General features: G+C 63.6%; 14 protein-coding genes and 1 pseudogene. 12 read left to right on the top strand and 3 right to left on the bottom strand.

Features of this window, described 5'->3' with window-relative positions; all coding sequences use genetic code 11:
* The first annotated feature begins 9 nt into the window (after positions 1-9).
* The gene (locus J6497_RS19675; protein ID WP_225705934.1) at positions 10-1,248 is read left to right on the top strand and encodes a dienelactone hydrolase family protein; all 1,239 of its coding nucleotides are present in this window, start codon (positions 10-12) and stop codon (positions 1,246-1,248) included.
* 160 nt (positions 1,249-1,408) lie between these two features.
* Here the strand turns inward: J6497_RS19675 and J6497_RS19670 are convergent, their stop codons facing one another.
* Entirely contained in the window at positions 1,409-2,407 is a 999-nt protein-coding gene (locus J6497_RS19670; RefSeq protein ID WP_225705933.1) for a LacI family DNA-binding transcriptional regulator, read from the bottom strand.
* Positions 2,408-2,539: 132 nt separating this feature from the next.
* On the opposite strand from J6497_RS19670, the gene J6497_RS19665 reads away from it, so the two are divergent.
* Both J6497_RS19665 and J6497_RS19660 read left to right on the top strand, forming a co-directional pair.
* Positions 2,540-3,412 (top strand): phytanoyl-CoA dioxygenase family protein, encoded by an 873-nt coding sequence (locus tag J6497_RS19665; protein ID WP_225705932.1) that lies wholly within the window; start codon positions 2,540-2,542, stop codon positions 3,410-3,412.
* An 87-nt stretch (positions 3,413-3,499) separates the two neighbouring features.
* Complete coding sequence (locus J6497_RS19660; protein ID WP_225705931.1) at positions 3,500-4,849, top strand: MFS transporter; 1,350 nt, start codon at positions 3,500-3,502, stop codon at positions 4,847-4,849.
* A gap of 92 nt (positions 4,850-4,941) precedes the next feature.
* Here the strand turns inward: J6497_RS19660 and J6497_RS19655 are convergent.
* Positions 4,942-5,064: pseudogene (locus J6497_RS19655) on the bottom strand (VOC family protein); the annotation flags it as partial.
* A 701-nt stretch (positions 5,065-5,765) separates the two neighbouring features.
* Between J6497_RS19655 and J6497_RS19650 the strand changes: the two are divergent.
* The 5 genes from J6497_RS19650 to J6497_RS19630 are packed head-to-tail and all read left to right on the top strand — an operon-like array spanning position 5,766 to position 9,980.
* On the top strand, positions 5,766-6,203 hold the full coding sequence (locus tag J6497_RS19650; RefSeq protein WP_225705930.1) for a hypothetical protein: 438 nt from the start codon (positions 5,766-5,768) through the stop codon (positions 6,201-6,203).
* Positions 6,200-7,057, top strand: a complete 858-nt coding sequence (locus J6497_RS19645) for an alpha/beta fold hydrolase (protein ID WP_225705929.1) — start codon at positions 6,200-6,202, stop codon at positions 7,055-7,057. Before J6497_RS19650 ends, J6497_RS19645 begins: the two co-directional genes overlap by 4 nt.
* 17 nt (positions 7,058-7,074) lie before the next feature.
* The gene (locus J6497_RS19640; protein ID WP_225705928.1) at positions 7,075-8,271 is read left to right on the top strand and encodes an ABC transporter substrate-binding protein; all 1,197 of its coding nucleotides are present in this window, start codon (positions 7,075-7,077) and stop codon (positions 8,269-8,271) included.
* Positions 8,272-8,331: 60 nt separating this feature from the next.
* Positions 8,332-9,216 carry an NAD(P)-dependent oxidoreductase gene (locus tag J6497_RS19635; protein WP_225705927.1) on the top strand — a complete coding sequence of 295 codons (885 nt, stop codon included), beginning with the start codon at positions 8,332-8,334 and terminating at the stop codon, positions 9,214-9,216.
* Positions 9,217-9,224: 8 nt separating this feature from the next.
* Complete coding sequence (locus tag J6497_RS19630; protein WP_225705926.1) at positions 9,225-9,980, top strand: IclR family transcriptional regulator; 756 nt, start codon at positions 9,225-9,227, stop codon at positions 9,978-9,980.
* Between the two features lie 9 nt (positions 9,981-9,989).
* Here the strand turns inward: J6497_RS19630 and J6497_RS19625 are convergent, their stop codons facing one another.
* Positions 9,990-10,670 carry a GntR family transcriptional regulator gene (locus J6497_RS19625; RefSeq protein WP_225705925.1) on the bottom strand — a complete coding sequence of 227 codons (681 nt, stop codon included), beginning with the start codon at positions 10,668-10,670 and terminating at the stop codon, positions 9,990-9,992.
* 141 nt (positions 10,671-10,811) lie between these two features.
* On the opposite strand from J6497_RS19625, the gene tcuA reads away from it, so the two are divergent.
* From tcuA to J6497_RS19605, 4 genes are all read left to right on the top strand, one after another.
* Entirely contained in the window at positions 10,812-12,203 is a 1,392-nt protein-coding gene (gene tcuA / locus J6497_RS19620; RefSeq protein ID WP_225705924.1) for an FAD-dependent tricarballylate dehydrogenase TcuA, read from the top strand.
* A 180-nt stretch (positions 12,204-12,383) separates the two neighbouring features.
* Positions 12,384-13,493: a tricarballylate utilization 4Fe-4S protein TcuB gene (gene tcuB, locus J6497_RS19615; RefSeq protein ID WP_225705923.1), complete on the top strand. Its 1,110-nt coding sequence runs from the start codon at positions 12,384-12,386 to the stop codon at positions 13,491-13,493.
* A 20-nt stretch (positions 13,494-13,513) separates the two neighbouring features.
* Positions 13,514-13,816: a putative quinol monooxygenase gene (locus J6497_RS19610; RefSeq protein ID WP_225705922.1), complete on the top strand. Its 303-nt coding sequence runs from the start codon at positions 13,514-13,516 to the stop codon at positions 13,814-13,816.
* 54 nt (positions 13,817-13,870) lie between these two features.
* A partial coding sequence (locus tag J6497_RS19605; protein WP_225704199.1) for a transposase occupies positions 13,871-14,107 on the top strand: 237 nt, incomplete at its 3' end.

The raw sequence follows: 14,107 nt of genomic DNA, 5'->3' as shown, positions 1-14,107 counted from the left end.
GATCGAACGATGGCGGGACAGTGGATCGACATCGCTGCAACGGACGGCGGCAGCTTCAGGGGATATCTCTCCGTTCCCGCCTCGGGCTCCGGTCCCGGCATCCTGCTGCTGCAGGAAATCTTCGGTGTCAATGCCTCGATGCGCGCGGTGGCGGACTACTACGCTGAGGAAGGCTACGTCGTGCTCGCGCCGGATCTGTTCTGGCGCATGGAGCCGGGCGTCGAGCTCGGCTACAGCGAGGCCGATTTCGGCAAGGCGATGGGCTACTACCAGCGCTTCGATGTCGAGCAGTCGATCAAGGATGCGAGCGATGCGCTGAAGGTCCTGCGCGCGCGTCGCGAATGCAGGGGCAAGGTCGGCGCGCTCGGCTTCTGCCTGGGCGGCAGGCTCGCTTATCTCGCCGCCGCGCGCACCGACGTCGATTGCGCCGTCAGCTATTACGGCGTCGGCATCGAGGGCAATCTTGGCGAGATCGCTAATATCAAGGCGCCGATGGTCTTTCATTTCGCCGAGCTCGACCGCTTTGCGCCGGCGGAAGCACGCGAACAGATCAAGGCGGCGTTCGCGGGACGTCCCGACGTCGAATTCTATCTTTATCCCGGTTGCGACCACGCGTTCGCGGCGCCGGAGCGGGCGAGCTTCAACAAGCCCGCGACGCTGATGGCGCATACGCGCTCGATCGCGCTGTTCCGGAAGGTGCTGGGGCCTCAGTACGATCTCTCCGCATTGTGGGACAGGCATACCGAACTCGAATTCGTGACGCGCTCGGCGGAGGAGACCATGAAGACCATGGTCGCCGAGCCCTATGTCAACCACATTCCGACCATGACGGGCGGCGTCGGCTATCGCGACCTGCTCCGCTTCTACAAGAACCATTTCATCCCGAAGACCCCGCAGGACACCAAGCTGGTGCCGATCTCGCGCACCATTGGTGCCGACCGCATTGTCGACGAGATGCTGTTCTGCTTCACCCATGACATCGAGATCGACTGGATGCTGCCGGGCATCCCGCCGACCGGCAAATATGTGGAGATCCCGCTGGTCGCGATCGTCCGCTTCCGCGGCGACAAGCTCTACAATGAGCATATCTATTGGGATCAGGCCTCGGTACTGGTGCAGATCGGGTTGCTCGATCCTGCGAAGCTTCCGGTGGCCGGCGTCGAGACCGCGAAGAAGCTGGTCGACGAGTCCTTGCCGTCGAACACGTTGATGGCGCGCTGGGCCGAGAGTTGTTTACCTCTCCCATAGGGAGAGGTCGGCGCGTAGCGCCGGGTGAGGGGTTACACTCCCTCGTTGGAATTCATCCCCTCACCCGGATCGCATCTTGCGATGCGATCCGACCTCTCCCCGATGGGGAGAGGTGAGGCACCTCCGGCGTGGCACTAACTCGACCTCATCTCATCATGCGCTAGCCGCTGTCGCGCAGCACCAGCTCGAAGCCGAGATCGATGCGGCGTTCGCCGCCGCGCTCAAGCGTCAGTGTCGCCGCGGTGCAGCCGATCGCATCGCCATGGACGCTGATGGTGCTGAGACTCGGCGCGATCAGCCGTCCCATCTCGAGATCGCCGAGGCCGATGACCGCGACCGGCTGCGCCGAGGCGGGGCCGTCGCGCAGCAATCCCGCCTTGCGCAGGCCAGCCATGAAGCCGATGGCGTGGGCGTCATTGGCTGCGAACACGGCATCGACGCCAGGCAAATTCGCGTGCGCGGCGACGCTGCCGGAGGCGTTGCGTTCGAGGATCAGCCGCCGCGGCGGCGATAGCCCGCACGCCAGCGCGTGGTCGTGGAAGCCGAGCCATCGCCGTGTGCCGCGCGGGTCGTCGCCGCCGATGAAGGCGAGATGCTGACGGCCCTCCGCGACGAAGTGGCGCGCGACGGCCACGCCGGCTTGATAATTATCGAAACCCGCAACGGCATCGATCGGATCGATCGGCAGCTCCCAGGTCTCAACGATCGGAATGCGCGCGTGGCGCAGCAGGCGCTTGCCATCCTCAGTCGCGGGCGAGCCGACCATGATGATCGCCTCCGGCCGCCGCGACAGCAGCGCCGCGAGCATGCGGTCCTCGCGCGCCGCATCGTAGCGCGACTGCGCAAGGATCACGGAACAGCCGAGCGGCTCGAGCTTGTCGGAGAGACCCTGCACGGTGTCGGCAAAGATCGAGTTCGCGATCGTCGGCACCAGCACGCCGACCGAATTGGTCTTCGCGCTCGCAAGCGCTCCGGCGACCAGGTTCGGCACGTAGCCAAGTTCCCGCATTGCCTTTTCGACCCTGGCGCGGGTCTCCGGCGCGACCAGCTCCGGCAGCCGGACCACGCGGCTCACGGTGATCGATGAAACACCGGCGCGTTTGGCCACCGCCGACAGCGTCGGGGCGATCTGGCTGGAACTGGTTTCGGTCTCGGTCAACTGGGAACTCATGGCGGTCATGAATCTGCACGATTCCGGATTGCGCATCCATAGTGACAGCGCTAGCATTCTCAATGATAGCGCTAACATATGGCCGTGATAGCGCTAGCATAATAAAGGAGGAACCGCCGCATGATTTCAGACGAAATGGTCCAAGCCTATCGGCGCGACGGGGTGATTGTCGTCCCTGAGGTGCTCGACAAGGATATTCTGGCGCGGATCCGCATGGTGCTGGCCGAACTGGTCGCCGGCGCGGCTGACGTGACCGAGCACACCGACGTCTATGACCTCGAACCCGGCCACACCCCTGATAATCCGCGGGTCCGCCGCATCAAGGCGCCGCACAAGGTGCATCCGATTTTCGATCAGATCGTGCGCAGCGAGCCCGTCATCTCCATTCTCACCAAGCTGATCGGACCCGGCCTGCGCCTGCACGGCTCCAAGCTCAACATGAAGTCCGCGCAGTACGGATCGCCGGTCGAATGGCACCAGGACTGGGCGTTCTATCCCCACACCAATGACGACATCCTTGCGATCGGCGTGCTGCTCGACGACTGCGACCTGGAGAATGGGCCGATGCTGGTGACGCCCGGCTCGCATGTCGGCGATAGTATGTGGAATCATCACGGCGAGGACGGCTGCTTCGCCGGGCTGATCGATCCCGACCTGATTCAGGACGAGATCAAGCGTGCCGTGCCCTGCATCGGCAAGGCCGGCAGCATGTCGTTCCATCACGTGCGCGCGCTGCACGGCTCGGCCACCAACACGTCGAACCGCCCGCGCAACCTCCTGCTCTATGAAGTCGCGGCGAGCGATGCCTGGCCGCTGATGGGCGTGAAGGATTTTGCCGAGTACGACAGCCGCCTGCTCGCCGGGGGCTCGGTGGTCGCGCCGCGCATGACCAGCGTTCCGGTGCGCGTGCCGCTGCCGCCGCCCAAGCGCCAGGGCTCGATCTACGAAACGCAGTCCGCATCGAAGAAGACCTACTTCACGCGCGCCGCCTGAAGAATTCCGACGAAGCCCGCGGGGAGCAACACCCGCGGGCTTCGCGCTTGCGACGACCAATAAACAAACCAACAGGGATGGAAACCAATGACCGAGCTCAAGGCCGGCGGCGCCGGCCAATCGCGTTTACGTGTGATCCTTGCTGCGAGCGTCGGCTCCGCGCTCGAATGGTATGACTTCTTCCTCTACGGCACCGCGGCCGCGCTGGTGTTCGCCGAGCTGTTCTTCCCCAAGAGCGATCCCGTCGTCGGAACGCTGCTGGCGTTCCTGACCTTCGGCGTCGGCTTCGTGGTGCGCCCCTTGGGCGGCATCATTTTTGGCATCATGGGCGATCGCTATGGCCGCAAGCCGGTGCTGGTTGCAACGCTCTTGATGATCGGCGTCGGCACCACCGCGATCGGCCTGTTGCCGACCTACGCGCAGATCGGGATCTGGGCGCCATTGCTGTTGGTCGCGATGCGCGTGGTACAGGGCCTCGGTGCCGGAGCCGAATATGGCGGCGCCGTGATCTATCTCGTGGAGAACGCACCACGCAGGCATCGCGGCTTTTGGGGCGGCTTCGCGCCGCTCGGCGTGTCGGTCGGCAATCTGCTTGCCGCCGGCGCCTTTGCGCTTGTGACCATGCTGCCGCGCGAGGCGATGCTGAGCTGGGGCTGGCGCCTGCCGTTCCTGGCGAGCTTCCTGTTGATTCTGGTCGGCCTCTTCGTCCGCCTGCGCGTGGCGGAAACACCTGTCTTTACCGAGGCCGTCGTCGCGCGCGGGAAGGTCGAGCGCAACCCGGCCATGGAGGCGCTGCGCCAGCATCCGCGCAACTTCCTGGTCGTGCTGGGAGCGCGGATGGCCGAGAACGGGCTCGGCTATTTCTTCCCCGTGTTCGGGCTCAGCTATGTCATCACGACGGTGGGCGTACCGAAATCGGAGGCGCTGAGCGCGCTGATGCTCGCATTCACCATCGAACTGTTTGCGATCCTCGGCTTCGCGGCGCTGTCGGATCGCATCGGACGGCGGCCGGTCTATCTGTTTGGCGCACTCGCGGGCGTGGCGCTGGCTTTCCCGTTCTTCTGGATGGTCGGGACCAAGGAATGGATCTGGATCGCGGTGGCCTTCATCCTGGCCCGCGCCGTGGTGACGGCCGCGATGTTTGGACCGCAAGCTGCGTATTTCGCCGAGCTGTTCCCGCCGCAGCGGCGCTTTGCCGGATTCGCGTTTGCGCGCGAGCTCGGCTCGCTGCTCGCCGGCGGTCCGGCGCCGTTCGTCGCAACGGCGCTGGTCGCCGCTTACGGCAGCTGGTGGCCGGTCGCCTGCTACGCGATGTTCCTGTCGCTGTGTACGGTGATCGCGATCTGGATCGGGCCTGAGACCTATCGGGAGGACATCGCCGCCGACGAGCCCGTCGTGCAGCACGACTTGCCCGTGGCGATGCCGCAGCGGGCCTGAGGGGCAGCGCAGCCACTCCGCGGCCAGTCGCCGCTCCGGTTCATGGGGCTGTGACTGGCCGACGCGCTGCCTCTCTACGGGCAGCGCCGCCACTATGATGGCAGCGGTTTGCCGGCCTGTTCATTGACGATGTATTCGGCGTACCAGTCCGGCCAGTTCGCATCGTGCTGGCCGCCGTTCCGCTTCTCGTGCTCGCCATGCGCGGCTGCGCTGCGCAGGCAATGCGGCGATGGTCACGGACTGTCGGTTCCCTCTCTCACGCGCTTTCACGACCTTTTTATGCCCGCATCGGGACATATCGGATGTCGATCCAGGCAGGCTTCACCATTTATTTGAGATGATATCCGTCATTTAAGAGGGGATTGCCCCGATCTTGCTTGGAGCCGCATATGGGTGAGGTCGTTCGATTTGTTCCAAAGTCTGAGCTTGAGCGGGCTCGGCTTATCAGAGAAGCGCGCGCGATCTACGACGCCATATTCCCGGCGGCCGATGACGTCAGCTCACAACGGGACGACGAAGCTCCGCAACAGCGGGGGTGACTTTAGCGTTCAAAACGGCCGCTGCTCGGGTGCATTGAGCGCTCGGGCAGCTTGATCGAAATCCGCTTTGACGCCGGCTGCGATACACGCGCTTGCGTTCGACGTTATCCGCGCGGCCAACCGCGATGACATTCTCTGCTGCAGTACCGAGAATTCCCTCGGCACGTTGCCCGTCTCAGATTCATACCGACTGTCATTGTGATGATGCCCGCGCCCCCTCGGATCGCGCGGAGAAAATACCTATAGGGTTCGCTCGACTACCATTCACCAGATGTCGCCGATCCCCTTGAGTTCGGTCGGGAAGTGAGTGTAAAGGGGTAGCAGTAAAATAGAACAACGTTCTGCTGCGCAGAACAGTCGGGTTGGAGGAATCGAGCGTGAACCCTGATGCGGCATCGACCGACCGGCCATCCGTCGGGTTCGACGATCAGGTCGTCGAAGCGTTCAAGATCATTCCGGAATTGCTGTCGCGCGATGAGAAGCTGATCGGCCGCGGCCGACTGCTCGACGTGGAGTGTCTGCTCGGGCCCACGGTGCAGCCCTTTCATGTGACCATCCGCGGTGGGCGCATCCTCGATATGAGCCCCGCGCCGGTGCTGATGCGGTCCTGGCGTTTCGCCTATCGCGCGACGCCGGCCGCGTATCACGCCTATTGGCAGGCGATGCCGCCGCCGGGCTGGCACGATCTGCTCGCGCTCACCAAGCGCGGGGGGGCGACATTGGAAGGCGATCTGCATCCCTTCATGGTGCACCTGCAGTACTTCAAGGATCTCCTGTCGCTGCCGCGTCGCAGCAGTTTCGGGAGCGCGCCATGAATGGCTTTATCGAACCGATCGTTGGCCGTTACGTCCATGTCGAGATCGATGGTGAGATCAACCGCATCTACTTCGAAGAGAGTGGCAGCGGCATTCCCCTGGTCTGCCTGCACACCGCCGGCTCCGACGCGCGACAGTGGCGCCATTTGCTGGTCGACGAAGAGTTCACCAAGCAGTTTCGCATCATCGCGTTCGACATGCCCTGGCACGGCAAGTCGAACCCGCCGGACAGCCAGTATGGCAACGAATACAGGCTGACGACGGCAAGCTACACAACCACGATCCGCGCCTTTTGCAACGCGCTGAAGCTTGATCGTCCGGTGGTGATGGGCTGCTCGATCGGGGGGCGTATCGTCCTTAATCTCGCGATATCGCATGCCAGCGAGTTTCGTGCACTGATCGGATTAGAGGCCGCTGATTTCCAGCAGCCCTGGTACGACACGGCCTGGTTGAACCGGCCCGATGTCCATGGCGGCGAAGTTTGCGCCGCGCTGGTCTCCGGCCTGATCGCACCGAACGGCCCAGTGGTGGCGCGCGACGAAACCCTTTGGGGCTACAAACAAGGCGGTCCCGGCATTTTCAAGGGCGATCTCTATTTCTATCGCGTCGACGGTGATCTTCGCGGCCGCGTCGGCCAGATCGATGTGCGCCAGTGCCCGCTCTATCTCCTGACCGGCGAATACGATTTCTCCTGCACGCCGGAGGACACGCTACGCACCGCCGCGAGCATTCCCGGCGCCAAGGCCACGATCATGGAACGGCTTGGCCATTTTCCGATGAGCGAGAATCCAGCGCAGTTCCGCGCCTATATCGCTCCGGTGCTGCAAGATATCGTAAACGGGCAGAATATTTGAATTAGGGAGGCGTATTGATGAAGTTGCGTTGGACGATCGCGGCCGTGCTGGCCGCGCAGGTGAGTGTCGCGTCGGCAGCGGATAACGTTATTCGAATCGGCGTGCTCAACGATCAATCCGGCGTGTTTGCCGACAATGGCGGCCGCGGCTCGATCGCAGCGGCGAAGCTTGCGGCGGAGGATTTCGGCAACGAAATCCTCGGCAAGAAGATCGAGATCATCACCGCCGATCACCAGAACAAGCCGGACATTGCTTCTGCCACCGCACGGAAATGGTTCGACAATGAAGGCGTCGACATGATCGCCGACGGCGCCGCGTCCTCCGCGGGCTTTGCTATCCTCGAAATCGCGCGGCAGAAGAACAAGATCTTCGTCATCAGCGGCCCCGGTTCGTCCGACTTCACTGGAAAGGCCTGCTCGCCGATCAGCTTTCACTTCAACTACGACACCTATGCGCTGTCGAAGCTGACCAGCGATGCGATCACGCGCGCCGGCGGCAAGACCTGGTACTTCGTCACGGCAGACTATGCGTTCGGCCACGCGTTGCAACGCGACGCCACCAAGTTCATCGAAGCCGCCGGCGGCAAGGTGATCGGTTCGGCCGCGCATCCTCTGGGCACCGCGGATTTCGCTTCGTTCCTGCTGCAGGCGCAAGGCTCCAAGGCCGATGTCGTGGGGCTTGCGACATCGGGCGCGGACGTGCAGACCGCGATCAAGCAGGCCGGCGAGTTCGGCATCGTCGAGGGCGGGCAGAAGCTGGCCGGTCTTCTTGTCTTCATTACCGATGTCAACTCGCTCGGGCTGAAGGCGACGCAGGGCCTGCAGGTGACGACCTCCTTCTACTGGGACCTCAATGACGAGACCCGCGCCTGGTCGAAGCGCTATGCGGCGTTGATGGACGGCAAGGTCGCAAGCATGGTTCAGGCCGGCGTCTATAGCGGCGTCCACCATTATCTCGCCGCGGTGAAGGCGGCCGGCACGACGGATGCGACCGCCGTTGCCGCCAAGATGCACGAGATGAAGGTCAACGACATGTACAACAAGGATGTCGCTGTCCGCCCCGATGGACGCGTGCTGCACACGATGCATCTCGTGCAGGTGAAGAAGCCGGACGAATCGAAGTACAAGTTCGACTACTACAGGATCGTCAGCTCCAGGCCCGGCGCAGAGGTGTTCCGGCCCATGAGCGAAGGCGGCTGCCCGCTGGTGAAGTGAAGATATCGAGACGGACGGCGCCCATCGGTTGCCGCCCCAAAGTTTGAGGAGAATGCCTGCATGACAGGGACAATCGGATTCATCGGTCTTGGCGTCATGGGCGAGCCGATCTGCCGCAATCTGGTGCGCAAGAGCGGGCGCAAGGTGCTGGCATTCGATCTTTCGGCTGAGCCGCTGGCGCGGATCGTCGCCGATGGCGCCGTGGCCGCCCGGTCGGTGGCCGATGTCGTCGGCGGCAGCGAGATCATCTTCATCTGTCTGCCGAGCGCGAACCACGTGTCATCGGTCGTCGAGGGCGGCATCGCGCAGGCCATCCGAAGCGGTCAGACCGTGATCGATCTCGGTACCTCCGAGGTCGGCATGACCCGCGACTTTGCGCGGCGGCTGGCAGACAAGGGCGCACTCTGGATCGACGCGCCGATCGCCCGCACCCGCCAGGCGGCGCGGGAGGGTACGCTCAGCGTGATGGTTGGCGCTACAGCCGACGCGTTTGCCAAGGTCGAGCCGCTGATCCGGCACTTCGCCACCGACGTCACGCTTTGCGGCGGCACCGGCGCGGGCCAGGTGACGAAGATTTTGAACAACATGGTGCTGTTCGAGACCGTCAATGCACTGGCGGAAGCTGTTGCCGTTGCGAGCCACAGCGGCGTCGAGCCAAAGCTGCTGCTGGAAACCCTGTCCAAGGGATCGGCGGACAGCTTTGCGCTTCGCAACCACGGCATGAAGGCGATTGTTGCGAAAGAGTTTCCGCTGCGGGCGTTCTCGACCGAGTATGCGCTGAAGGACCTGACCTACGCTCTGGAGCTTGGAGGGCAGGCAGGCTTGAATCTGCGGGGCGCGGCGCTGATGCGCAGCATTTTCGAGGAGACGATCGACAAGGGGATGGGGGATGCGTACTTTCCGGTCATCGCCAAACTGATCGATCCCGCTGGCTTCTCCAGCTAGGAGACACTATGCGTTCGCCCGGTGTCGCCGCCGTCGACCGTGCGCTCACCATCCTGGGTGCGTTCGAGGAAAAGCCGGAGCCGATGAGTCTCGCCGAGCTCTCCCGGCACACCGGGATGTACAAGAGCACGCTGCTGCGGCTGATGACCTCGCTGCAGGAATTCGGCTATCTCGTGCAGCTCCCCGAGGGACGCTACCAGCTCGGGCCGACGCCGTTCCGGTTGGGCGCGATCTATCAGCGCGCCAACAATCTGCATGACCATGTGATGCCGGTCCTGAGGCAACTCGTGGCGGCAGGTACGGAAAGTCCGTCGTTCCACGTCCGGCATGATGGCAAGCGCCGCTTGTGTGTCTTTCGCATCGATTCCCAGCATTCGACGCTCGACCGCGTCGAGGCCGGCATGTTGCTGCCGCTCGACCGCGGCGCTGCCGGACGAGTCATCCTGGCATTCGATGGCGAGAACGGCGAGGCCTACGATCCTATCAGGAAGGGCGCCATTGCGGTCTCGTTCGGCGAGCGCGACCCGGACTGTGCCGGTATCGCCTGTCCCGTGTTCGGGCCGAACGGGAAGCTTGCCGGCGCGCTCTCGCTTTCCGGACCCAAGCCGCGCTTCACCAAGGACAGCATCAAGACGATGTCGTCGCTGCTATCGCAGGCGGCGGCGCGGCTGACGCGGTCGCTCGGCGGTCCGACCGAGCTTCTGGATCACGTCGCTCCTCCGCTCGAGGGGTCGGCACGCGTGTCGCGACGAGCAAGGAAATAGCGGCGCGCTCTACTGCTTCTGCAGAAGTTTCAGGCGGCAGCGCAGCGCTTCCCTGATATGGGCGCGCGCCAGCTTCTCCGCCTTGTCGCCGTCGCGGGCGGCGATGGCATTGATGATGGCCCGATGCTCCTTGCGGCTGGTCGACGGGCGGCCGGCCACGGAGAACGTGGTAGGGCCGAGCAACGCGATCCAGTCCTGCAGCTCCCTGGAGGCGCCATCGAGATAGCGATTGCGCGCCGCGCGGCAGATTGCTTCATGGAAGGCGCGGTTGAGCTCTGCCATCTCGGCCGTATCGTCTGGATATTCCGCAAACGCCTGCTCGATATCGGCGAGCGCATCGATCTCGGGCGGTGAGGCGTGTTCGGCGGCAAGCCGGGCGGCCGCGCCTTCCAGGATCTCGCGCATGGTATAGAGCTCGAGCACCTCGCCGACATCGAGGCTGCGGACGATCAGCCCCCGGCCGCCCGCCGACGTGACGAAGCCGCGCGCCGCGAGCCGCCCCAGTGCCTCGCGCACCGGAGTGCGGCTGACCTTCAGCCGCTGCGCGACTTCTTCTTCCCGCAGCCGGTCTCCGGCCCGATAGGCTCCGGCCTTCAGCGCCTCACATAATGAGCGGAACACGGCCTCCCCGAGTTGAACGCCGGAACCGCGCGAAATCGATCCGATCGCCTTGTTCGGCCGCTTTGCCATCCTGCCTCCGACCGCAAGCGCATCAATCCCATGCAAAGACGATGCTTGCGGGGCTTATGTATATCTTTGTATACAAAAAGCGACAATGGCGCCGGCATTCCAGAAACGCCGAAAATGGCTTTTCGCTGTTGGGCAGAAGGAATGAGCAGCAAATACGACGTGCTGGTGATCGGTGGCGGCAACGCCGCTCTGTGCGCTGCGATCAGCGCGCGGCGTGCCGGCGCCTCTGTGCTGGTGCTGGAGGGGGCGCCAAAATTCTACCGCGGCGGCAATACGCGCCACACGCGCAACATGCGCTGCGCCCATGACGCGGCGACTGAGATCCTGACCGGTCCTTATACCGAGGAGGAGTTCTGGAAAGACCTGCTGCTCGTGACTGGCGGCCAGACCGACGAGGAACTTGCCAGGTTCATGATCCACGAATCCAAGGACATCCTAAACTGGATCGTGGAACAGGGCGTGCGCTGGCAACCCTCGCTCGGCGGCACGCTCAGCCTCGGCCGCACCAATTCATTCTTCCTCGGCGGCGGACGCGCGATGCTGAACGCGCTCTATCTCACGGCGGAACGGCTCGGCGTCGACATCCGCTACGACGCCGAAGTCGTCGATCTCAGGATCGAGGACGGCCTGTTCCTCTCCGCCGAGTTGAAGCGGCCGATCGATGGTACGGCGGAGGTCCGCGCCGCGACGCTGGTTGCGGCCGCCGGCGGTTTCGAGGCCAATATCGAGTGGCTCAGGGAATATTGGGGCGAGGCCGCCGACAATTTCCTGATCCGCGGCACGCCCTATAATCGCGGCTCGATCCTGAAGATGCTGCTGGCCAAAGGCGTGCAGCAGGTCGGCGATCCCACGCAGTGCCACGCGGTGGCGATCGACGCCCGCGCGCCGAAATTCGATGGCGGCATCATCACACGGCACGATTCGGTGGTGTTCGGCATCGTCGTCAATAAGCGTGCCCAGCGCTTCTACGACGAGGGCGAGGATATCTGGCCGAAGCGTTATGCGATCTGGGGCCGCCTGGTCGCGGCGCAGCCCGACCAGATCGCCTACATCATTTTCGATTCCACCGTCGTGACCAGCTTCATGCCGACGCTGTTCCCGCCGATCGCCGGCGAGACGATCGCCGAGCTTGCGGGCAAGCTCGAGCTTGATCCGGCAGCGCTGGAAAAGACGATCCGCGAATTCAATGCCGCGGTGCGGCCCGGCACCTTCGATCATACCATTCTCGATGATTGCCGCACCGAGGGCATCACGCCGCCGAAGACGCATTGGGCGCGCCGGATCGAGACGCCGCCCTATCTCGCCTATCCGGTGCGGCCCGGCATCACCTTCACCTATCTCGGCACACGCGTGAACAAGCAGGCGCGGATGCTGATGAAGGATGGCAAACCTTCCGTCAACATGTTCGCCGCCGGCGAGATTATGGCCGGCAATGTGCTGGGACGCGGCTATGCCGCCGGCATTGGCATGACCATCGGCAGCGTGTTCGGCCGGATCGCAGGACGGGAAGCGGCAAAGAATGCACGGAACTAGAGGCTGCATCCGCGATCGGCGCTGTACTCCCTCTCCTGCGTGCGGGGGAGAGCCGGGGTGGGGGTCTCTCCACGATTGGCGCTCTCGCGAGCGGAAAGAACCCCCACCCGGCGCTTACGCGCCGACCTCCCCCGCAAGCGGGAGAGGTGAAGTTAACTCGCGGACAGACCGATTCAACCGATGACATCACGCTCAGGGATCTTGCAGGAAGCCGATCGTCTGATGACGGTCTGCAATTCGTGTCGCTATTGCGAGGGGCTGTGCGCGGTGTTCCCCGCGATGGAGATGCGCCGGTCGTTCTCCGACGGCGACCTCAACTATCTCGCCAATCTCTGCCACGCCTGCGGCGCCTGCTATGTCGACTGCCAGTTCTCACCGCCGCATGAATTCAGTGTCAATGTACCGAAGACGCTGGCGGTGGCACGCGCCGAATCCTATGCCGCCTATGCCTGGCCGGGCGCGCTGTCCGGCGTGTTCGAACGCAACGGACTCGTCATCAGCCTGGTTGCGGCGTTCAGCATGGCCGCTTTCATTCTCGGCTTCGCAGTCATCAACGATTCGAATTTGCTCTTCGGCGTCCACACCGGCCCCGGCGCCTTCTACAGGCTGATGCCGCATAATGCGATGGTGGCGCTGTTCGGCGCGGCCTTCCTCTATGCGATCGTGGCGCTGGTCATGAGCGTGCGCGCATTCTGGCGTGATATCGGCGAGCCGATCGGCGCACGGGCCGACGGCGGTTCGATCTTCCAGGCGATCCGCGATGCGGGCGAACTGCGCTATCTCCATGGCGGCGGAGTTGGCTGCTACAACGAAGACGATCGTCCGACCGACCGGCGCAAGTTTTATCACCACCTTACGTTCTATGGCTTCCTGCTGTGCTTCGCCGCGACATCGGTTGCCACGCTCTATCACTATTTCCTCGGACGCGAAGCGCCCTATGCGTGGTGGGACCTGCCGGTCGTGCTCGGCTCGCTCGGCGGCATCGGCCTGATCGTCGGGCCGACCGGGCTGCTGCTCGCGAAGGCAAGACGCGATCCCGCGCTGCTCGATGATATCAGCTACGGCATGGATGTCGGCTTCATCGCCATGCTGTTCTTGACGGGCATCACCGGAATGGCGCTGCTGCTGTTGCGTGCGACGCCCGCCATGGGACCGCTGCTCGCACTGCACCTCGGCGCCGTGTTCGCGTTGTTCATCACCATGCCCTATGGCAAGTTCGTCCACGGCATCTACCGTTTCGCCGCGCTGGTGCGTTACGCACAGGAGCGGCGCCATGGCCTGAATGGTTAAGCGGATCAAAGGAGGGCGACATGTTGACCATCACGGCGATTATCCGGGTCAAGCGCGGCCACGAGAGCGCCATGCGTCAGGCGCTGCTCGAAGTCGCCGCGAGCGTTCGTGCGAACGAACCGACGACCATCGGCTATTACATATCGCAGGACGCGACGGATCCGTGCGTGTTCACCACCTACGAACGCTACGTTGATCGTGCGGCGATGGATCGGCACAACAATTCCGAAGCCGTCCTTCGTTTCTTCGGTGTCGCCAAGCCCATGATCGACGGCGAGGTGACGCTGGTGAGCGGCACAGAAATTTCCACGAAAGACGACTAGGGTCTGTTGGGATTCAGGATTCTCATCCGGGCTCGGTTGTGATTCAAGCTATGGATGGACCGATTCGTTTTGACTGATGCCCAATGGGCGAAGATGGAGCCGCTTTGTCTTGGCAAGCCAAGCGATCCCGGCCGCAGTGGCAAGGACAACCGACGGTTTGTCGAGGCCGTGCTGTGGATCGCGCGAACCGGCAGTCCCTGGCGGGATCTGCCGCCCTCGTTCGGCCACTGGAACAGTGTCTTCACGCGCTTCCGCGACTGGGTGAAGGCGGATATCTGGAAGCGGCTGTTC

The organism is Bradyrhizobium cenepequi (assembly GCF_020329485.1).
Classification (GTDB): domain Bacteria; phylum Pseudomonadota; class Alphaproteobacteria; order Rhizobiales; family Xanthobacteraceae; genus Bradyrhizobium; species Bradyrhizobium cenepequi.
The sequence above is the reverse complement of the archived record's forward strand: the minus strand, read 5'-3'. Positions and strand labels throughout refer to the sequence as shown.